At 56.5% G+C, this 18754-nt stretch carries 16 protein-coding genes; 2 read left to right on the forward strand and 14 right to left on the reverse strand.

The annotated features are described in order from the left end of the window. Positions 1-3: 3 nt before the first annotated feature. From ALIPUT_RS03385 to ALIPUT_RS03400, 4 genes are all read right to left on the reverse strand, one after another. Positions 4-690 carry a TrmH family RNA methyltransferase gene (locus ALIPUT_RS03385; RefSeq protein WP_004328289.1) on the reverse strand — a complete coding sequence of 229 codons (687 nt, stop codon included), beginning with the start codon at positions 688-690 and terminating at the stop codon, positions 4-6. Continuing rightward, a complete protein-coding gene (gene rsgA, locus ALIPUT_RS03390; protein WP_004328290.1) occupies positions 671-1600 on the reverse strand; it encodes a ribosome small subunit-dependent GTPase A in 930 nt (309 codons plus the stop codon). The genes ALIPUT_RS03385 and rsgA overlap by 20 nt, the downstream gene beginning before the upstream one ends. Continuing rightward, complete coding sequence (locus ALIPUT_RS03395; RefSeq protein WP_004328291.1) at positions 1573-2100, reverse strand: CvpA family protein; 528 nt, start codon at positions 2098-2100, stop codon at positions 1573-1575. The genes rsgA and ALIPUT_RS03395 overlap by 28 nt, the downstream gene beginning before the upstream one ends. A 529-nt stretch (positions 2101-2629) precedes the next feature. Continuing rightward, complete coding sequence (locus tag ALIPUT_RS03400) at positions 2630-2950, reverse strand: helix-turn-helix domain-containing protein (protein ID WP_004328293.1); 321 nt, start codon at positions 2948-2950, stop codon at positions 2630-2632. A 48-nt stretch (positions 2951-2998) separates the two neighbouring features. On the opposite strand from ALIPUT_RS03400, the gene ALIPUT_RS03405 reads away from it, so the two are divergent. After that, the gene (locus ALIPUT_RS03405) at positions 2999-6205 is read left to right on the forward strand and encodes a hypothetical protein (RefSeq protein ID WP_004328294.1); all 3207 of its coding nucleotides are present in this window, start codon (positions 2999-3001) and stop codon (positions 6203-6205) included. Positions 6206-6694: 489 nt separating this feature from the next. Here ALIPUT_RS03405 and ALIPUT_RS03410 read toward each other — a convergent pair whose 3' ends face one another. The 5 genes from ALIPUT_RS03410 to ALIPUT_RS03430 all read right to left on the reverse strand — a co-directional run bounded on the left by ALIPUT_RS03410 (position 6695) and on the right by ALIPUT_RS03430 (position 12579). After that, positions 6695-7270 carry a thymidine kinase gene (locus tag ALIPUT_RS03410; protein ID WP_004328296.1) on the reverse strand — a complete coding sequence of 192 codons (576 nt, stop codon included), beginning with the start codon at positions 7268-7270 and terminating at the stop codon, positions 6695-6697. 48 nt (positions 7271-7318) lie between these two features. Then, entirely contained in the window at positions 7319-8629 is a 1311-nt protein-coding gene (gene murA / locus ALIPUT_RS03415; protein WP_004328297.1) for a UDP-N-acetylglucosamine 1-carboxyvinyltransferase, read from the reverse strand. 794 nt (positions 8630-9423) lie between these two features. Next, the gene (rpmH, locus tag ALIPUT_RS03420) at positions 9424-9585 is read right to left on the reverse strand and encodes a 50S ribosomal protein L34 (RefSeq protein WP_040293407.1); all 162 of its coding nucleotides are present in this window, start codon (positions 9583-9585) and stop codon (positions 9424-9426) included. Positions 9586-9744: 159 nt separating this feature from the next. Next, a complete protein-coding gene (locus ALIPUT_RS03425) occupies positions 9745-10308 on the reverse strand; it encodes a DUF4924 family protein (RefSeq protein ID WP_004328302.1) in 564 nt (187 codons plus the stop codon). Positions 10309-10344: 36 nt separating this feature from the next. After that, the gene (locus ALIPUT_RS03430; protein ID WP_004328303.1) at positions 10345-12579 is read right to left on the reverse strand and encodes an inorganic phosphate transporter; all 2235 of its coding nucleotides are present in this window, start codon (positions 12577-12579) and stop codon (positions 10345-10347) included. 91 nt (positions 12580-12670) lie between these two features. Between ALIPUT_RS03430 and ALIPUT_RS03435 the strand changes: the two genes are divergently transcribed. Continuing rightward, positions 12671-12865 carry a hypothetical protein gene (locus ALIPUT_RS03435; protein WP_004328304.1) on the forward strand — a complete coding sequence of 65 codons (195 nt, stop codon included), beginning with the start codon at positions 12671-12673 and terminating at the stop codon, positions 12863-12865. Positions 12866-13222: 357 nt separating this feature from the next. Here the strand turns inward: ALIPUT_RS03435 and ALIPUT_RS03440 are convergent, their stop codons facing one another. The 5 genes from ALIPUT_RS03440 to ALIPUT_RS03460 all read right to left on the reverse strand — a co-directional run bounded on the left by ALIPUT_RS03440 (position 13223) and on the right by ALIPUT_RS03460 (position 18527). Further along, positions 13223-15502, reverse strand: a complete 2280-nt coding sequence (locus tag ALIPUT_RS03440) for an elongation factor G (protein WP_004328305.1) — start codon at positions 15500-15502, stop codon at positions 13223-13225. Between the two features lie 100 nt (positions 15503-15602). Next, positions 15603-16388, reverse strand: coding sequence for a 1,4-dihydroxy-6-naphtoate synthase (locus ALIPUT_RS03445; RefSeq protein ID WP_227088833.1), 786 nt, complete (start codon positions 16386-16388; stop codon positions 15603-15605). Positions 16389-16401: 13 nt separating this feature from the next. Continuing rightward, positions 16402-16602 carry a hypothetical protein gene (locus ALIPUT_RS03450; protein WP_004328307.1) on the reverse strand — a complete coding sequence of 67 codons (201 nt, stop codon included), beginning with the start codon at positions 16600-16602 and terminating at the stop codon, positions 16402-16404. Continuing rightward, positions 16595-17119, reverse strand: coding sequence for a phosphorylase family protein (locus ALIPUT_RS03455; RefSeq protein ID WP_004328308.1), 525 nt, complete (start codon positions 17117-17119; stop codon positions 16595-16597). Before ALIPUT_RS03455 ends, ALIPUT_RS03450 begins: the two co-directional genes overlap by 8 nt. 13 nt (positions 17120-17132) lie before the next feature. Continuing rightward, on the reverse strand, positions 17133-18527 hold the full coding sequence (locus ALIPUT_RS03460; protein WP_004328309.1) for an aminopeptidase P family protein: 1395 nt from the start codon (positions 18525-18527) through the stop codon (positions 17133-17135). Between the last annotated feature and the right edge of the window lie 227 nt (positions 18528-18754).

An 18754-nucleotide genomic window follows, 5' to 3' on the forward strand; every position in this document is an offset into this window, starting at 1 on the left:
TCCTTATTCTTCGGGATATTTGCGTCGGAGAATCGCTTCGGCGTCCCGCACCGAGGCGAAGGTCCAGCGATAGAGGATTTCGGCCCGTTTTCCGGCAGTCAGACGCCAGTCGGGAACCGTTTCCCGCATCCGGGACGAGAGCATGTAGATCAGAATGGCCGCCGAAGCCGATACATTGAGGCTCTCGACCATGCCGCACATCGGGATACGGAGAAATTCGTCGGCCGCAGCGACGATCTCGTCCGAGATGCCGGCGTGCTCGGTGCCGAAGACCAGCACGAAGGGGGAAGCCGCGACATCGAACGTTTCGGGAGTCTTGTCTTCGCGGTGAGGCGTGGTCGCCACGATGCGATAACCCCGCCCTTTCAGGTCGGCGATCGCCTCGGCCGTAGTGCGGTGGCGGTGCAGGTCGATCCATTTGTCCGTGCCCCGCACGATATTGACGTTGGGGTTGAACTTGCAGCGGGTTTCGATCGTATGTATATCCTGCACGCCGAAGGCTTCGCAGTGGCGCACCAGCGCACTGGCGTTCTGGGCATGGTAGGTGTTCTCGGTGAGGATCGTCATGTAGCGCGTGCGGCTGTCGAGGGTGCGTTGCAACACCTGCCGCCGCTCTTCGGACATGAATTCCGAGAGGTAAGCCGTACGTTCCGCGTACCAGTCGAGGGGTTTATTTGCGGTATTTGTCATCGTCGTCGAGCATTTTCAGGTAACTTTCGTAGCGCTGCCAAGATATTTCGCCCCGTTCTACGGCTTCGCGCACGGCGCAGCCCGGTTCGTGGACATGGGTGCAATTGTAGAAGCGGCATTGGGGGGCCAGGCGCATCATCTCGGGGAAGTAGTGCCACAGCTCGGCATCGGCGATGTCGATCAGTCCGAAGCCCTTGATGCCGGGCGTGTCGATCAGGTAGCCGCCCGACGAAAGGGGGTACATCGTCGAGAAGGTCGTGGTGTGGCGCCCTTTGTGATGGCTTTCGGAGATGTCGCCCGTGCGGATGTCCAGCCCCGGCTCGACGGTTCCGGCCAGGGTCGATTTTCCCACTCCGGAGTTGCCGGCCAGCAGCGTGGTGTGTCCCTTCAGTAATTCCCGCACGGCTTCGATACCCGTGCCGTCGAGCGCCGAGACTTCGAGTACGGAGTACCCGGCGCTTTCATAGGTGGCTTTGAATGCGGCTACGGCTTCGGGATCCTGTGCCGCCAGGTCGGCTTTGGCCAGCAGAATCGTGACGGGTACGCGGTAGGCCTCGCAGGTTACCAGGAAGCGGTCGATGAACTCCGGAGCCGTCACGGGAGAGAACAGCGTCACGACCAGCAGCGCTCGGTCGAGGTTGGCGGCGATGATGTGCGACTCTTTGGAGAGGTTCGAGGCCCTGCGAATGATGTAGTTGCGGCGCGGCACTACTTCGCAGATGACTCCGGCGTCCTCTTCGTCCCGTTCGCAGACGACCCGGTCGCCCACGACTACGGGGTTGGTCGAACGTACGCCTTTCAGACGCAGGCGTCCCCGGATACGGCACTTAACCGTTTCCCCGGCGTTCGTGCGGACGTCGTACCAGCTGCCCGTCGTGCGGATTACCGTTCCGGTGAATTGTCGCTCCATAATTCTTGTTCATCGATTGATACCTGCTCTTTGGCCCATTCGAGCAGCGGGAAGAGCGAATCCGCCAGACGGATCATCGGACGGTAGCATACCGACCGGTCGAGCGTCTTTTCCTCGGCCAGCGTATGGTCCTTGTTCAGAGATTCGAACGCCGAGAAGAGCAGCCCCAGGATCAGCAGCGTCTTGGCTGCGGATACCGCGACACCCAGCAGATGGTCCGGGATGCCGAAGCCTGCGAAATGAAACACCTTGCGCAACAGCCGTCCCACGATCGCCACCGCGATCAGTACGACCACGAAGACCGCCAGGAAACCGCCTGCCGTCGCGAACTCTTCGTCCAGATGCAGCAATGCGCCCGCTTCGGTACCGAAGCGGATGCCGAGCCATGCCCCCAGGACGATGCCTGCGAGCGAGCAGAGTTGCAGAATGAGCCCCTGCCGCCAGCCGTTGAATACGGCCCACAGCATCAGGAGTCCGACGATCAGGTCTATTACGCTCATTTGGCTTGTGTCGTTTCGTTTATGCCGGTCGCATGCCTTCGCCGATATTACCTTTGTCCGGTGAAGGGTCCGGTATTCTTTTCGGAAGTACTTTGATCCGTTTTCAGACAACTTTCGCAAGTCGGTCCGAGCCGCGTTTTTCTTCTACAAAGATAGTGAAAGCCGGGAGAAAACGGGAACTTGTTCCCGGTTTTCCGAGGCGCATCCTATTTTCTGCAAAGATAGCGAAAGGTGAGAGCAGCGCCAAAACTTAATTTCCGGTTTTTCTGTTTCTGCGGGACCGGGATTGCAAGTGTTCCCGTTATCCGCTCCAACCGTCGGTTTTCGGTCCTTGTTCGAACGGTATTTTCCGTAAAGATACGGACAAAATGCGTATAATCGAAAATACCGATTTTTTTGATAGAGCGTCGGACTTGTAAAGATATGTATTTGGTGAAAGATTTTAAGAAACAGCGCCGCTCGGTTCTCCTCTGGTGGTTGGCTGTGTTGGATCGGTTCTAAATATAATAAATATAGGTATTTATTCGCTTTAACGGATAATGTCACGAAGATTGACGTTCAGTGCATTGCATATGATACACATGGTCTTTACCGTGAGGTTGGTGCGTCCGGATTCGATGCGGCTCATATTGGATCTTTCCATGTCGCAGCGGTATGCGAGTTCTTGTACAGTCATTTGTTTTTCTTTCCTTAACTCTCTGATTTTATTCGAGATAAATTTTATCTCTTCCTGGTAGCTGATTGTCATTTTAACTTTTTCAATGAAAATTTTTGTCGTACAAATATTTATATATATATTTGCACCGTGCGTATCATATATGATACGCTTTCGGAGAGTTAATACGCTCATAATAAAATATATATAGTATATGAACTCATTTCAAAACACTTATCAATTATGAAAAAAACACTATTTGTGAAGTTTCTGTTCTTACTTCTGTGCGGGAGCGTGCTGACTACCGCAGGTTGTAAGGATTACGATGACGACATCGACGCCTTGCGTAATGATGTCGAAGATCTGAAGGGGGCGGTTGTCGAGCTCAACGGTTTCGAGAATCGTATTGCGGCGTTGGAACGGACCCAGGCCGCTTTCGAAGCGATCGATTTTTCCGGGTTTGCGAAAAAGAGCGATATTTCTTCGTTGCAAACCCAGATCGAAGGATGTGTCAAAGACAGCGATCTGGCTGCGAAGATCGTCGCAGCGATCGAATCTTCACTCGCCGACGGGGCCTTGCAGGAGAACCTGAACAGTCTGAAATCGGGTATTCTGGAAGAAATAGCGGGTATTTACGCTACCCAGGAAACACTGGAGAGCGTTCAGGAAACGCTGGAAAATATGATTGAACTCAAAAAGGATGCCGCAGGTTTTTCGCTCGAAGTGACGCAGCTCATCGAATCTTACCTGTCGGACAATGGTTTCGAGGCTGCCGGTGGAGAGCTGACCGACAGTCAGGTGAGCCAGATCGAAACCGCCGCCTCGCAGTGGATCGCCGATGCTATCAAGGCCGAACTCGAGACGGCCGGCAGCTCGATCAATAAATGGCTGGGCGATGAACTGGCAGTTTATATGGACCAGATGACATTGGGCGACAACCTGTTGGGGCAGGTTTCCACGCAGGCGATCGCATCGGTTATGGAGGAACTGGACAAGGAGGCCAGTGCGCTGACTGAAAAGATCCAGGGACTGATCCGGGAAAACAACGGTTCGCTCGTGATTTCCAAAGACCAGCTCGACCAGGAATTTCAGAATTACCTGGCGACGTTGGAGGCCAATGTCGGTTTGCTCGGTAGTCGTATCCAGTCGATCGTTTACCTGCCGGATTATGTGGACGGTCTGATCTATTTCGGCAACGGGGAGCAGTATATCGTGTTGTCCCGTGAGAACGAAGTTACGCACGAAACCGAGTACCGGAATCTTTATTTGCGTCCCAGTGAGGAAGGCGAGCAGATCGCGACTCTGCGATTCCGTATGACGCCGGCCCGTGCTGTGAAAAAATATGCCAATACGGAGGCCATGTCGCTCATAACCGAAGAGGTCGGAACGCGTGCGGCGGCCGGTTTTACGATCGAAGAGATCAAGGACATCGATGAAACGACCGGCGAATTTACCATTGTCGCTACGACGGATTACGATTATGTTTCCGCAGAAAAGGCCGGCAAGACGCAAATGGTCGCTCTCCATGTCGATGGTTCGGCGTTGAGCGAAGGCGAATCGAACGATTTCGAAACGGACTTTACGTCGGCTTTTATCGGAACCGCCTATGCCAAAGCGGGTATTCAGATCCCTGTGACGAATTTCGTGTTGGCCCGGGCCGATGCCGAGAATGAGGGCGAATACGTCGAATATACCGACGAGGTGACTACCGAAGTAAAATATACGGACAAAGAGGTTCATGGCGTGTTGGCCGGATATACGGTCATGTATAAGGACGGTGAAACGATCCTGCCGCTCGCAGAGGCTGCCGAAGCTAATAATTGGACCGTGGATCTGGCGGCGCTGGTATCGGCGTCGGCGGAATTTACCTTCAGTGATCCGGGTAGCGAGGAGTTGTATGCCGTCGATGGAAAGGCGCTTACATTCGCTGTTGCCGAGTCGGAAACTGCGTTGATCGGACAGACAGTAACCGCTGCTGCGACTTATGCATTGCTCGACGAAGAGGGATTTTCGCTCGAAGTGAAAGCCGGTGCCGTGAATAAATTCTCCATCGCACCCGACGGTGTCGAACTTTCCACGCCGAAATCCGAAGTGATGTGGACGTATGCTGCCGCTACCTCCGACGATACGTATGAGGCGAAAGGACTTGTGCTGACTCCGGATAAGGGTATGCTTTCTGCCGTTCAGTATAATGCGCTCAAGGATAATGAGAATCTGGTTGTCGAACTTTACCGGGGTACGGAGCTTGTATCGGAGATCGTCCCGTCGATCGAATTGCCGGCTACTCCGACCTATGATACGGATGTGCAAACGGTCGATTTGAAATTGGTCGGCGATCTGGCACAGAGTGCTGAATATGTCGTAAAAGCCGTTTATACCAACGACGATAAGACCGTCGTAACGATTACGATCCCCGTATCCGTAACGGGTATTCCTGAAATTCCAATGCTGGAGCAAACGCTCGAATTGCCGTATAATGCGGCATCCTCGACGGGCCATCACATCGCCGTCGAAGAATTCCGTGCGCTCCTTTGGGAGAGTCTGGATCAGACGGCCCGGGCGCAATTCGGAGAGGAAACGTTCATGCAGCTCTCCTGGACGAGCGACATGGTGAAGGATGAAGCCGGCAACTATGCGACGGTCGGAGCGAGCGGTAAGAACATCAACTTTGTCTTCGGCAAAGCTGCGGCTCTGAATGTTTCCTACACCGTGAAGAACCTCTTTACGACTGCCGATCCCGTACTTACGTTCGAAGCTGTCCTGCACGTGACTGTTACGGCTCCCGAAATCGAGTTGCTGCGCGGATCGTCGCTTTCGGACGACGATCGTGCCCAGGCCGTAATGAAGATCGAAGGCAGCACGCTGCAGATCGATGCATTCGACCTGTCGAAAACCTGGTACATCGCAAAAGATGCTCCGGCAGAAGCAAAGGTCGTTTATGCGACCCAGGCAGAAGGGGCTGTCATCACGGATGCGACACTCGATTGGGGTACCTGCGACGAATTGTCGATCGTGGTTACCGCCCAGGTGATGTATGGTGGCAAGGCGTTGGGCGAGCCGAAGACCTTTACCGTATCGATCGCTGATCCGATCGCTGACGCGACGATTGCGGTCGAAACCGGAAAACTCGTCGCCAAAGTCGATGAAGATGTAACGCTGGATGTCGCTACGTTGCTTACATTGAAGGCGGTCAATGACGTGAATGTATTCGATGGTTCGACAAATGCGCAGAATACCAATACGGCGGTAGCCGCAACCATCGAATATGGCGAGGCGGTGGTTTCCATCCCCGACGGCCGTGTGAAGTTCGATGCGGAGAGTCATGTTCTTACGGTAGTCGAAGGCGGTGATTTGGAACTGATGAAGGAGATTACCGTAACGATTCCGGTGAAATATGTCTATACGTTCGGCGAACGTACGGCGCAGATCGTTGTGAATGTGACGAAATAACCGCATCGTGGACGGCGATTGTTTCAGGTTTTCTTCCTGCGGGGGAAGGAGCGGAAGAAGATAACCGGAAAATCGCCGGGTGAAAAGGCTCCGAATCTTTATTGAATGGCGGGACCGGCTCTATTCAGAGCCGGTCCCTTTTTGATATGTTTTTGCGGAGGATATGACGGCAATACGAGTGTAGGCGACACTGCGGCGAAGGCTGTGGGTATGCGGCGGTCGGATGCGAAAATCGTGAATTTTCCGGTATATTCGGGCGTATAACCTGCCGATCGGGTTATGCACTGTCGGCTGATGTTGAGTATATTCTGCGCCTCGTGCGAAGTATTCTCTGTTTTTTCTGTCGCTTGGAAATTCCGGATATTGATTTTTCGGTTGCGTTTATCCGAAGAACAATCCCCTCTTGCGGAGGGGATTGACGTATCGAGTTGTATGCTTCGGAAGCGTACGGTCCGGAAAAGGTCCGGATTTTTAACGGGCAGATGCCTTTTATTCCCGCTCTTTTTTCCGCAGTTCGGCGAAACAGTGGCGGCAGATCGGTTCGTAGGAGTCCTGCGCACCGAGCATCACCTGTTTTTCGTCGTTGGTCAGGCGGTGCGAATGGTGCGCCAGGTTGCCGCACCGTACGCAGATGGCGTGTACTTTGGTTACGTACTCCGCCGTAGCCATCAGCGCCGGCATCGGTCCGAAGGGCTTGCCCGTGAAGTCCATGTCGAGGCCCGCCACGATTACCCGCACCCCGCTGTCGGCCAGTTGCCGGCAGACCTCCACCAGTCCCTGGTCGAAGAACTGCGCCTCGTCGATGCCCACGACATCGACGTCCGAGGTCATCAGCAGGATATTCTGTGCCGAATCTACCGGCGTGGAGCGGATCGCGCTGGCATCGTGCGAAACGACCTCCTCTTCGGAGTATCGCACGTCGATGCGGGGTTTGAAGATTTCGACCCGCAGGCGGGCGAATTCGGCCCGCTTCAGGCGGCGGATCAGCTCCTCGGTTTTGCCCGAGAACATCGAGCCGCATATCACTTCGATCCAACCTTTCTGGCTGGCATTTTCCAAAAACATATTATTACAACTTTGCTTCGTTTCCTTATTCCGGACACCGGCCGGTCGTTACTCTTCGACCCGGGTGATCCGGGCTCCGAGGGCGTTGAGGCGTCCGTCGATGTCCTTGTAACCGCGGTCGATCTGTTCGATGTTCTGGATCGTGCTCGTACCTTCGGCGCTCATCGCCGCGATCAGCAGCGCCACACCCGCACGGATGTCGGGCGAAGTCATGCGCGTAGCCCGCAGCCGCATCTGGTGGTCATGTCCGATCACCGTCGCGCGATGGGGGTCGCAGAGGATGATTTGGGCCCCCATGTCGATCAGCTTATCGACGAAAAACAGGCGGCTTTCGAACATCTTCTGGTGAATCAGCACCGAGCCTTTGGCTTGGGTGGCCACCACGAGGAATACCGACAGCAGGTCGGGCGTGAGGCCCGGCCAGGGTGCGTCGGCGATGGTCATGATCGAGCCGTCCATGAAGTTCTCGATGCGGTAGTGCTCCTGTTGGGGAATGTAGATGTCGTCGCCGTGCTGTTCGAAGCGGATGCCCAGGCGGGCGAACTGGGCGGGGATGATGCCCAGGTTCTCGAACGAAACGTTGCGGATCGTCAGCTCCGAACGGGTCATGGCTGCCAGGCCGATGAAGCTGCCGACCTCGATCATGTCGGGCAGCAGCGTGTGTTCGGTGCCGTGCAGCTCCCGGACACCCTCGATGGTGAGCAGGTTCGAGGCGATGCCCGAGATGCGTGCGCCCATGCGGTTGAGCATCAGGCACAGTTGCTGGATGTAAGGTTCGCACGCGGCGTTGTAGATGGTCGTGAAACCCTTGGCCATCACAGCCGCCATGATGATATTGGCCGTGCCGGTCACCGAAGCCTCGTCGAGCAGCATGTAGCACCCCTTGAGTTCCTTGCAGCGGACTTCGGAGCAGGCGGCCGCAGTGTCGAAATCGAGCGTGGCGCCCAGCTTCTGAAAGCCGATGAAGTGGGTGTCGAGCCTGCGGCGGCCGATCTTGTCGCCGCCCGGCTTGGGCATGTAGCCCACGCCGAAACGCGCCAGCATCGGACCCAGCAGCATCACCGAACCCCTGAGGCGGCTGGCCCGGCGGCAGTAGTCGTCCGAGCGTAGGTAGTCCGGGTCGATGTCGGCAGCTCGGAACGAATAGCTCTCTTCGGACAGGCGCTCCACTTCGACGCCCATCGCCTGCAGTAATTCGATGAGTTGTATCACGTCCAGGATCTGCGGGACGTTGTGTACGATTACCTTTTCCTGCGTGAGCAGCGTGGCGCAGAGGATCTGAAGCGCCTCGTTTTTGGCGCCCTGGGGCGTGATTTCACCGCGCAGCCGGCGGCCGCCTTCGACTTTGAATATTGCCATGTTCGATCTGTTTTGAGCGAATGGGGGAGGCGAACCTTGCGGCAAACGCCGCTCCGGATTTCCCGGAATATCTCCCATTATTTTACAAATATAGTGAAAACCGTGCGGCGGGCCAAATTTGTCCGGGCCGTCGGGGTGTATTTTCTATTCCATAACGAGGGGCGTAAAAGGAAGCGGCAGTCGCATTTATGCGAACTTGCCCGAATCGCATTCTGTCTTTTCCTACAAATATACGGAATAGGTCGGAAATCGAAAAGGGGAAAACTGAAAATTAGAATCGGATTGATAAATATCATCGGCCGGATTCATTGCCCGTGTTTTTAGTCTGTCATATGCCCTCTTTCGCTGCCGGATTAACCGCTGCCACAGGTACAGGAGATGTGTCCCGTAACGGGATTCGAGGCGGGTGATTCGTTGTCACAGGCAGTGCGGATTGTGTGTTTGCGGAAAATCGGTGGCGTACTTACCTCCGGGGTACTCGGAGCGGAAGGACGCAAAGTCTTCGAGTGCGTTGCGTTCGCCCGGCGAGGCGGTAAACCAGGATCGGATGCGGCTCTTTTGCCCTTTTCTGCGAAAGAAAAGGCGTGTGAACTATGCTGGGAACCGGTAATTTTTGCCTTGCAGCTTTTACGGCCTTCTTGAAAAAAGGCTGTGGGCACTTTCACTTTGTCGCCGGAAAAAAGTAGGGACGCACCGCTTAAAAGATTGGGTCGGAAAGAAGCGTTTCTACCGACTGAACAGCAAGGGCGGTGCATCAATGCACCGCCCTTGCTATGGCTTGAATCCCGAAGGAATTAAGCGTACTTGAACGTCGATTCGTCCGATACGGTCAGCTTCTTACGACCCTTCGCACGGCGCGCAGCCAAAACCTTGCGTCCGTTGGCCGTAGCCATTCTCTGACGGAATCCGTGCTTGTTGATTCTCTTCCGGCGCGAAGGCTGGAATGTTCTTTTCATTGCCATAGATCTATCGTGTTTTTATTGTTTTAGCGTACAATGCGGAGTGCAAATGTATAATCTTTTTCTTGATCTGCCAAAAATATCGTAAATTTTTCTTCTTCTTCGTTCCGGGTGCGACTCCGCACAATCCGCTTTCGTCCCGTGTCTTACGATCGGTTACCGTTCCGGTGCCGTGTCTTTGAAGAGGTCCGCCTCGCCCCGTTCGACCTTGCCGTACATGTCGGCCAGTTCGGCGATGACGGGAGAAACGTATTCGATGGTGTCGCTCACGGCGCTCTTGCCTCCTTCGCCCTTGATGCGGTAGAGCATCGCGGCGTAAAGCGCCCGGAAGCAGAGTTCGATGTCGCTCATTTCGCGCCCCAGCACGGCCCGCAGACGCGGCAGTTCGGGTTCGAGCTTGGCGAAAGTCTGACGGTAGTGCTCCCCGATCGGCAGCTTCATCAGTTGCAGGTGCAGGTCGTTCAGGTCCCCTATCAGATGCAGCGTATGCTCCAGGTGTCCCTTTTCCTCTTTGCCCTCTTCGCGCAGCAGGTTGGCGATGTCCATGTACCAGAGCAGGTAGTTGTGGCGTTGTCCCTCTTCGATTCCGCGCGGAGCGATGAGCTGCGAGTAGATGGCCTCGGGGCTGAACTGGAGCGCCCGGAGCAGGTCCTCGATCTGCCAGAGGTAGAGAATGTATTCGGCGATGTTTTCCCGCCGTTTGGCCAGTGCGATGTCCATGGTGAATTTCGTTTTGCTTCCCGGCGGGAGGCGGAGTTACTTGATTTTGTTGAGCCACTGCAGCGGCCCGTCCTTGTGTTCGAGGAAGTAGCGCTGCGATTTGAGCAGGTTGCGCGACTGAAGCACCATGCTCTTGGTTTCGTTCAGGATCGTCAGGTAGAGGATGCTGGCCTTGGTGTTGGAGCGGTTCTCGTTGATACGCGTCACCTCCGACTTGATGGCGTCGGCGATCGCCTCGAAAAGCCGGTCGCGCATTTCGAGCACCATGTCCAGGTCGGAGAAGTCGCCCGTACGCAGCATGTTGTTGATGTGGCGGTAGATCGACTCCACTTCGTCGTTGATGTGCATCAGGTCCTCGGTCTGCTCTTTCGAGAGTCCCTCGTGGTTGTTGTCGATGTGTTCGAACGCCGGACGGGTGATGTGCGCCAGCGCCTTGGTCATTTCGTTCAGATAGTCCACCACCTGTACGTAGTAATGGGCCGTATCGATGTCGCCTTTCTGCAGTTTGCGCAGGGTGGGCAGCAGGGAGTACTTGCGTTCGCGCGACTGGTAGAAGAGTTCGTTGGATTCGCGCACCATTTCGCGCAGCACCTTGCGGTTCTCTTTGAAGACGGCGATCAGCGTGCGGTCGTAGATGCGGGTCGTGCGCTCCATCGTGGCGCACACCTCCTGCGTGATGTTATAGATGATGTCGGAGCCGGTTTCGGCAGCTTTCACGGCGGCGGTTTCGGCAGCTTTGTTCTTCTTGAAGAAGTTGCTCTTGACGAGCATGTAGCCGCACAGCAGCGTGGTGACGACGAAAGCGGCGATGCCGCCGTAGATCAGTATGAGCCCCATCGCCAGGGCGATCAGGAAGCCGCCGACGGCCGTGATGAACCACCCGGCCACGACGGTCATGACGCCCGAGATGCGATACACGGCGCTTTCGCGTCCCCAGGCCTTGTCTGCGAGCGACGATCCCATCGCTACCATGAAGCAGACGTAGGTGGTCGAAAGCGGCAGTTTGAGCGACGTGGCCACCGAAATAAGCATGGCGGAGGTCGTGAGGTTCACCGTGGCGCGGATCATGTCGTAGGGGGCGCCGCTGTGCTCGATGTCTTCGTACTGGAAGCGGCTGCTGATCTTGTCCCGGATTCTTTTGGGGATCGTGCGGTCGATCGCGTTGCTTGCATTCAGGGCGGCCCGTACGATGGTGCGCGAGAAGAGCGACGAGCCGTACTGCGTCTCGCTCTCGCCCTGCGTCGAAAGCGAAATTTCGGTTTCGGTGACGTGCATCGCCTTTTTCGAGGTCCAGAGCGTGACGATCATGATGACGCCTGCCGTCATCAGCACCAGGAAATTGGCCGGAACGCTGGCGTTCAGCCCTTCCATCAGAATCGTGCTGTCGCCGGCATGACGGGCGATGCTGTATGCGTCGAATCCGGCTACCGGGACGCCGATGAAGTTCACCAGGTCGTTGCCTGCGAATGCCAGAGCCAGGGCGAAGGTGCCCGAGAGGATCGTAAGTCGCAGAATGTTGATTTTCAGCCGTTGCAGGAAGAAGAGCAGCAGGCTGCCGACGGCCCAGCACAAAAAGAGGGAGAGCAGGATATGCTGGTCGATCCATTCGATCGCGGCGCTTCCGGCGAGCGGGGTTTTGAGTCCTTTGAAGACGGCGAAGTAGAGGATCGCCGTGAAGGAGGCTCCGCACCAGAAGGCACCGAAACGGCGGAACATCGCCGTATAGCGGAACGAGAAGATCAGACGGGAGATATACATGATTAGGGTGCCGAACGTGAAAGCGATCACTACGGAGAGCAGAATCGCCGAAACGATACCCATCGCGCGGCCCGTGTTGATGAAATGGTTCAGGTCGCCCATGCCGAGGGCCTCGTCGTTGGAGATCTTGTAGATCGAAACGGCGACGGCGGCACCCAACAGGCAGAAGATCAGCGATACGGTCGTCGAAGTCGGGAGTCCCATCGAGTTGTAGAGGTCCAGCAGGATGACGTTGGCGAACATCACGCCCATATAGAGCATCATTACTTCGTGGAAGGAGAAAAGCCCCGGGTTGAACATACCGTTGCGGGCCACTTCCATCATGCCGCTTGAGGTGACCGTACCCAACAGGATGCCGATCGAGGCGACCAGCAGAATGGTCTTCATGGGGGCGGCTTTCGAACCGATGGCCGAGTTGAGGAAATTGACGGCGTCGTTGGAAACGCCCACGAAAAGGCCCGAAACGGCCAGGATTCCCAGAATAACGACGATAACGGTGTAGATTTCGCTCATGTTCGGGATTTTTTACACAAAATTTCAGACAAATTTACATTAAAAATCCGGATGGACCGGTTGCGGCGGTCATTGTTAACATTAAATTAACATGGAGTCTTTTTTACGTGCTTTCGGTTTCGGAGTTTATTATCCGGACGATCCGCACACCCGGCATGCGGGTGTGCGGATCGACATACCGGTACATGCCACGGTCGAAGGTCTGCATACCGGATGCGATGAAATTCTGGAAAAAGCACTGGAGATGGTCCGTACGGGCGAATACGACCCGGCAGCCGAAAAGTGATTCGCATGCGATGAAGATGAAAAAGAGGGGCCGTCGGCGGCCGAACCGGAAATCGGAGCGGTAAGGTATCCCAAAAGTGCCGTTCGATCCGTCTTTTGCATTTCCGAAATGCGGTTTTAGTAGCCCTCTTTGGGTGCGTAGCGGCCCGAAGCTCCCTTCGTGGAGGGGAGCCAGGGAAAGGGTAGAATTTACAAATGCGCCCATGAGCCGCGAATAGGCGACCGTCGGATAATGGTATCTTGGGACATATGATTACCTTTCGAAACTATGATTCTTGGCAATTTCGGCGTACACAGCGACATAAAAAAGGGTTGTCTAATGCACATAGACAACCCTTTTTTGTAAAAATCCGCCGATTTACTCCTCGTCGGTGTCGGTATAGGCCTTCAGCAGCTTGTCCTGCACGTCCGCCGGAACCTGTTCGTAGGAGGCGAATTTCATCGTGTAGGTCGCGGCACCCGAACTGAGCGAAGAGAGCGTCGTCGAGTAACGGTACAGTTCGGCCAGCGGTACGCGGGCGTTCAGGCGGTCGAAGCCCTTGTCGGACTCCATGCCCATAATCATCGCCCGGCGGTTTTGCAGGTCGCTCATGACGGCGCCCATGTAGTCGCTCGGCGTGAGGACTTCGACGTCGTAGATCGGCTCCATGATCTTCGGTCCCGCGTTGCGGAACGCCTCTTTGAAAGCGTTGCGGGCCGCCAGCTTGAACGAGATCTCGTTCGAATCGACCGGGTGCATCTTGCCGTCATAGACGATGACGCGGATGTCGCGGGCGTAGGAACCCGTCAGCGGACCTTCGTCCATCTTCTCCATGATGCCTTTCAGGATGGCCGGCATGAAGCGGGCGTCGATCGCGCCTCCGACGATCGCCGTATAGAACTGCAGCTTGCCGCCCCAGGGCAGGTCGTACTCTTCCTTGCCCTTGATGTTTACCGCCAGTTCTCCCTTGCCGGGGATCTTGTAGCTCTTGGGTTCGGGCATGCCTTCGGTGTAAGGCTCGATCAACAGGTGCACCTCGCCGAACTGACCCGCGCCTCCCGACTGTTTCTTGTGGCGGTAGTCCGCCTGGGCTACCTTGGTGATGGTTTCGCGGTAGGGGATCTTCGGTGCGATGTAATCGTACTGGAGCTTGTTCTCCGAGGCGATGCGCGAGCGCAGGATGTTCAGGTGATGTTCGCCCTGGCCCTGGATGATGGTCTGTTTGAGCTCCTTGGAGTAGTCCACCAGGATAGTCGGATCTTCGTATTTGGCGTCGTTCAGGAGCTTGCCCAGTTTTTCGTCGTCGGCCTGGTCCTTGGTCTTGATCGCCGCACGGTAGCGGGGTTCGGGGAAGACGATCGGGTCGATCGTGACGGGCGTTCCGGGCGCCGAGAGCGTGTCGTTGGTGCGCGTGCCCTTGAGCTTCACCGTGCAGCCGATGTCGCCGGCGGCCAGTTCGGTGACCTTGATGCGATTCTTGCCCGCGACGGCGAAGAGCTGCGAGAGCTTCTCCTTGTTGCCCGTGCGGGTATTCAGGAGTTCCATGCCTTCGGTGATTTTGCCCCGGATGACGCGCAGGTAGGATATTTCGCCGATGTGCTGTTCGATCTGGCTTTTGAAGATGAACGCTACGGCCGGAGCCGCTTCGTCGGCCCGGATCTCCTCTCCTTCGGTCGAGAGGAAGGCGGGGGCCTTCAGCGGGCCGGGCGCTACGTTGATGATGAACTCCATCAGGCGCTTGGTGCCGATGTCGCGCTTGGCACTGCCGCAGAATACGGGCATGACCGCCCGACGGGATACGCCGATTTTCAGGCCCGAACGGATGTCGTCCTGCGTCAGTGTGCCCTTCTCGAAATAGAGTTCCATCAGGGCGTCGTCGTATTCGGCGGCTGCCTCGACCAGCTCCTTGTTCAGAGCCTGGGCCTTCTCCGCTTCTTCGGCCGGGATGTCGAGCTCTTCGCGGGTGCCGTTCTCATCCTTGAAGCGGTACATTTTCATCAGCAGCACGTCGATGAAAGCATCGAATCCCGGGCCCGGATTGACCGGATACTGGACTACGACGGGCTTCACGCGCGAGGCCGCACGGATGGATTCGAGCGTAGCGTCGAACGACGCCTTGTCCGAATCGAGCTGATTGACGAAAGCGATGAGCGGCTTGTTCAGCACACGGGCGTAACGGGCCTGGATCTCGCTGCCTACTTCCCAGCCGTTCTGGGCGTTGAAGACCATGACGCCCACGTCCGCCACCTTGAAGGCCGAGAAGAGGCTTCCGCAGAAATCGTCCGATCCCGGACAGTCTATGATGTTGAGCTTGCGCTCCATGAATTCGGTGAAGAGGATGGTCGAATAGATCGAGCGCTTGTACTCGTGCTCGATATCCGTGTTGTCCGAGAGCGTGTTGTTCGCCTCTATGCTACCCCTGCGGTCGATGACCTTACCCTCAAAAGCCATCGCTTCGGCAAGGGTAGTTTTTCCCGTGCCGGGAGCGCCGATAAGAACGATGTTCTTGATTTCTTTCGCTGAATAGTTTTTCATATTCGTTATCTTTTTATAAGGTTTTTGCGATACCGATTCGTCCTGGCGGAAAATCCGCCGGTGATTTTCAAACTTCGCCTTATAAATATACGAAAAAAATCGATCGGCCAAATTTCCGGGCATAAAAAATCGCCCGAAGAGGGGCGATTTTTTTAATTTTTCAAAAATGTCGAACCTGAATCCCCCGGCGGGCGTTTGTCCGGGTGTTCCGGTCGGCGGCGGATCATACTTCGACGCCGGTCAGTTCGCGGACGGCCCGGCGCCCCTCGTCGCCCAGGGAGAGCGAATACGAATTGACGAAGAAGTCGATGTGGTGGTCGATCACCCGGTCGTCGAGCTCCCGGGCGTGCTCCTTAATATAGGTGCGGGATTCCTCCCGGTGTGCGAAAGCATATTCGATGCTCGTGCGGAGCAACCGTTCTATTTCGCAGCGAAGCTCTTCCGGCAGTGTCCGTCGGGCGACGATGGCTCCCAGCGGAAGCGGCAATCCGGTGCGGGATTCCCACAACTCTCCCAAGTCGGCGACCAGCTCCAGGCCCAGTTTCCGATAGACGAAACGGCCTTCGTGGATCAACACCCCGGCGTCGTACTCCCCGCGTGCCACGGCGGGTGCGATTTCCGAGAAGAGCACCGGCTTTTTTTGCGTGATCGACGGGTAGAGGCGGCTCATCAGGGCGTTGGCCGTGGTGTGCATCCCGGGTACCGCGACCCGGCGGATCGAATCGGGAGGTGTTCCCTGCCGTGCGACGAAAACCGGTCCGTTGCCGCGTCCCAAAGCCGAACCGCTGTCCAGCAGGGTGTAGCGGGACTGGATTTCCGGCAGCAGGGCGTAGCTGATTTTGCTTACGTCGGTTTCGCCTGCTTCGGCACGGCGGTTCAGTTCTTCGATGTCGTAGTAGGCGACTTCGAAGGTTAGCTCCCCGCAGTCGATGCGTCCGTTCACGAGTGCGTCGAACATGAAGGTATCGTTCGGGCACGGAGAAATATGTAGGCGGATCGTGCGTTTCAAAACATCGAATCGATTAATTGCCGTTGCCTTGCTGTGTCCCGTTTTTCTTGCCTCCGAAGCGTCCCAGCAGCCAGCCGCCGCCGAAAACGGCCGCGAGGAGCAGAATCTTCCACAGCTGGTTCGAGAGCCAGAAATAGATGTTTTTCGAGAAGACGACGATCAGCACGAAGGCCACGACGATCAGAACGATGTAAATAATCCACTTTTTATTCATAATCCGAAAGTATTCGAATGATTGTTTTTGCTAATTTTTCTGCACTTTCCTCGATGCGCCAGGCCGAACGCGGGTCGTCGGTATAGTTCGACACGGCCCGCACCTCGGCGCCGGGCACTCCGAATGCCCGGCAGACGGCCAGGAAAGCGGCTCCTTCCATATTTTCAATTTGCGTGCCGGACGCTGCGACTCCCGTGCGGTTGGTCGTATTGCTTTCGACGGTCCGCAATCCTGCCGGAATGAAGTCGGCCGCATAGCGGACGGCGTATTTCCCGGGCAGTTCGGCGATTCGCTCCCCTGCGACCGCGACGACTTCGCATACGGCTACCGAACGGTCGGAAGCTCCGGCGATGCCGGCCAGGATCAGTCGGTCGGGGTGTTCCTCCGCGATGATCCGGGCCGTCGCTGCGGCTGCGGCCGCCATGCCGACTCCCGCGATGCGGACCGGCGCATCGGGACATGCGGCCCGCAGCGGGGCCGCCTCCGTTTCGGTCGGGATGAGGATCAGCGTTCGCATTTTATTAGGAGGATTAGCGACCGACGACGGCTTCCAGCTCATCGACCGTGATGGGGATGCGCTTGTCGCCTCCGATCATGCGACTGCCCGTTTCGGTGACGATGATGTCGTCCTCGATGCGGATGCCGCCGAAGTCGCGGTAGGCGTCGAGGGCGTCGTAATCGACGATTCCCTTGTATTTGCCCTCGGCTTTGCATTTGTCGATCAGCGCCGGGATGAAGTAGATGCCCGGCTCGTCGGTCATCACCGTGCCCGGCTCGATGCGCCAGGTCGAACGCTGGATGCAGGTGCCCGACTTGGCGGCCTGCTCCGCGATTTCGGAGAAATCGAAGCTACGTTCCCCGATGGCTTCGCAGTCGTGCACGTCCAGGCCCATGCCGTGTCCCAGTCCGTGAGGCATGAAGAGGGTCATGGCGCCGGCAGCGACGGCATCTTCCGCCGTGCCGCGCATCAGGCCCAGCGAGATGAGGCCTTCGGCCAGGATGCGGTACGAGGCGTTGTGGATATCCATGTACGGCATGTGAGGGGCGATCATGGCGGCCACCCGGTCGTGCGCCGCCAGCACGATGTTGTAAATGTCTTTTTGTTTCTGGGTGAACTTGCCGCTTACGGGGTAAGTACGGGTGTGGTCGGAACAGTAGTAGCTCAATCCCTCGGCTCCGGCGTCGCACAGCAGCAGGCGGCCGTTTTGCAGTACGCCGTCGCTGTGCAGGTTATGCAGCGTTTCGCCGTGCTGCGACACGATCGGCGGGAACGACACGCCCCGTCCGAATGCTTTGGAAATGCCTTCGATCGTGCCGGCGATTTCGCGCTCGACGATGCCGGGACGGCACATCTTCATTGCCGTAGTGTGCATGGCGTAGCCGATGTGGAACGATTTTTCGAGCTCCTCGATCTCCTCGGGACCTTTCTTTTCCCGCATCTCGGCTACGGCCATCATCAACTCGACCGACTTGTGATCGTGCAGTGCGGCCGGTTTGAGTCCCAGCAGGTCGGCGAGCAGCAGCTTGGTTTCGCCTCGGTAAGGGGGCAGGTAGTGGATGCGGCGTCCCTGGACGATGGCTTTGGTCAGGTGCGTTTTCAGGTCGGCCAGCGGGAAGGTGTTCGAAACGCCTGCTTCGGCCCCTTGTTCGCGCAGCGAAGGCTGCGGCCCCGTCCAGATGATGTCTTCGACCGTGAAGTCGTCGCCGTACAGCGCAACCTCTCCGGAGTCGGCATCGATCAGGCCGACCAGTGCCGGGGTGTTGAGTCCGAAATAATAGAGGAACGAGGAGTCCTGGCGGAAATAATAGGCGTTGTTGAGGTAGTTGTTGGGTGTGAGCATATTGCCCGGAATGAGGATCAGGCCGCTGCCCATCTTGCCGCACAAGGCGCTGCGGCGTCGGATGTAGATTTCTTTTGCAAACATAGTCGTATATTTTTATAATTTTCCGGCGAAACGGTTCGTTCTTCGAGAGGACGGGCCCGGCTTCTGTCCATCCGCGATGCCGGAGCGCACGCCGTCCGAACCTAATTTTGGTAAAGGTAGTGAAAAAAATCGGTAATTCGTGTCATAAAACGACTCCTTGTGACGTTTTATTAAAAATAGTGTGTCGAAACGGCTTCGGGAGTCTATGCCGGTTTTCGCAAATCGCT

Source organism: Alistipes putredinis DSM 17216 (genome assembly GCF_000154465.1).
Classification (GTDB): Bacteria; Bacteroidota; Bacteroidia; order Bacteroidales; family Rikenellaceae; genus Alistipes; species Alistipes putredinis.

Coding starts and splice junctions, on each gene's coding strand:
- ALIPUT_RS03385 (WP_004328289.1), bottom strand. CDS start 690: ATGACAAATACCGCAAATAAACCCCTCGACTGGTACGCGGAACGTACG.
- rsgA (WP_004328290.1), bottom strand. CDS start 1,600: ATGGAGCGACAATTCACCGGAACGGTAATCCGCACGACGGGCAGCTGG.
- ALIPUT_RS03395 (WP_004328291.1), bottom strand. CDS start 2,100: ATGAGCGTAATAGACCTGATCGTCGGACTCCTGATGCTGTGGGCCGTA.
- ALIPUT_RS03400 (WP_004328293.1), bottom strand. CDS start 2,950: ATGAGCGTATTAACTCTCCGAAAGCGTATCATATATGATACGCACGGT.
- ALIPUT_RS03405 (WP_004328294.1), top strand. CDS start 2,999: ATGAAAAAAACACTATTTGTGAAGTTTCTGTTCTTACTTCTGTGCGGG.
- ALIPUT_RS03410 (WP_004328296.1), bottom strand. CDS start 7,270: ATGTTTTTGGAAAATGCCAGCCAGAAAGGTTGGATCGAAGTGATATGC.
- murA (WP_004328297.1), bottom strand. CDS start 8,629: ATGGCAATATTCAAAGTCGAAGGCGGCCGCCGGCTGCGCGGTGAAATC.
- rpmH (WP_040293407.1), bottom strand. CDS start 9,585: ATGAAAAGAACATTCCAGCCTTCGCGCCGGAAGAGAATCAACAAGCAC.
- ALIPUT_RS03425 (WP_004328302.1), bottom strand. CDS start 10,308: ATGGACATCGCACTGGCCAAACGGCGGGAAAACATCGCCGAATACATT.
- ALIPUT_RS03430 (WP_004328303.1), bottom strand. CDS start 12,579: ATGAGCGAAATCTACACCGTTATCGTCGTTATTCTGGGAATCCTGGCC.
- ALIPUT_RS03435 (WP_004328304.1), top strand. CDS start 12,671: ATGGAGTCTTTTTTACGTGCTTTCGGTTTCGGAGTTTATTATCCGGAC.
- ALIPUT_RS03440 (WP_004328305.1), bottom strand. CDS start 15,502: ATGCCCGGAAATTTGGCCGATCGATTTTTTTCGTATATTTATAAGGCG.
- ALIPUT_RS03450 (WP_004328307.1), bottom strand. CDS start 16,602: ATGAATAAAAAGTGGATTATTTACATCGTTCTGATCGTCGTGGCCTTC.
- ALIPUT_RS03455 (WP_004328308.1), bottom strand. CDS start 17,119: ATGCGAACGCTGATCCTCATCCCGACCGAAACGGAGGCGGCCCCGCTG.
- ALIPUT_RS03460 (WP_004328309.1), bottom strand. CDS start 18,527: ATGTTTGCAAAAGAAATCTACATCCGACGCCGCAGCGCCTTGTGCGGC.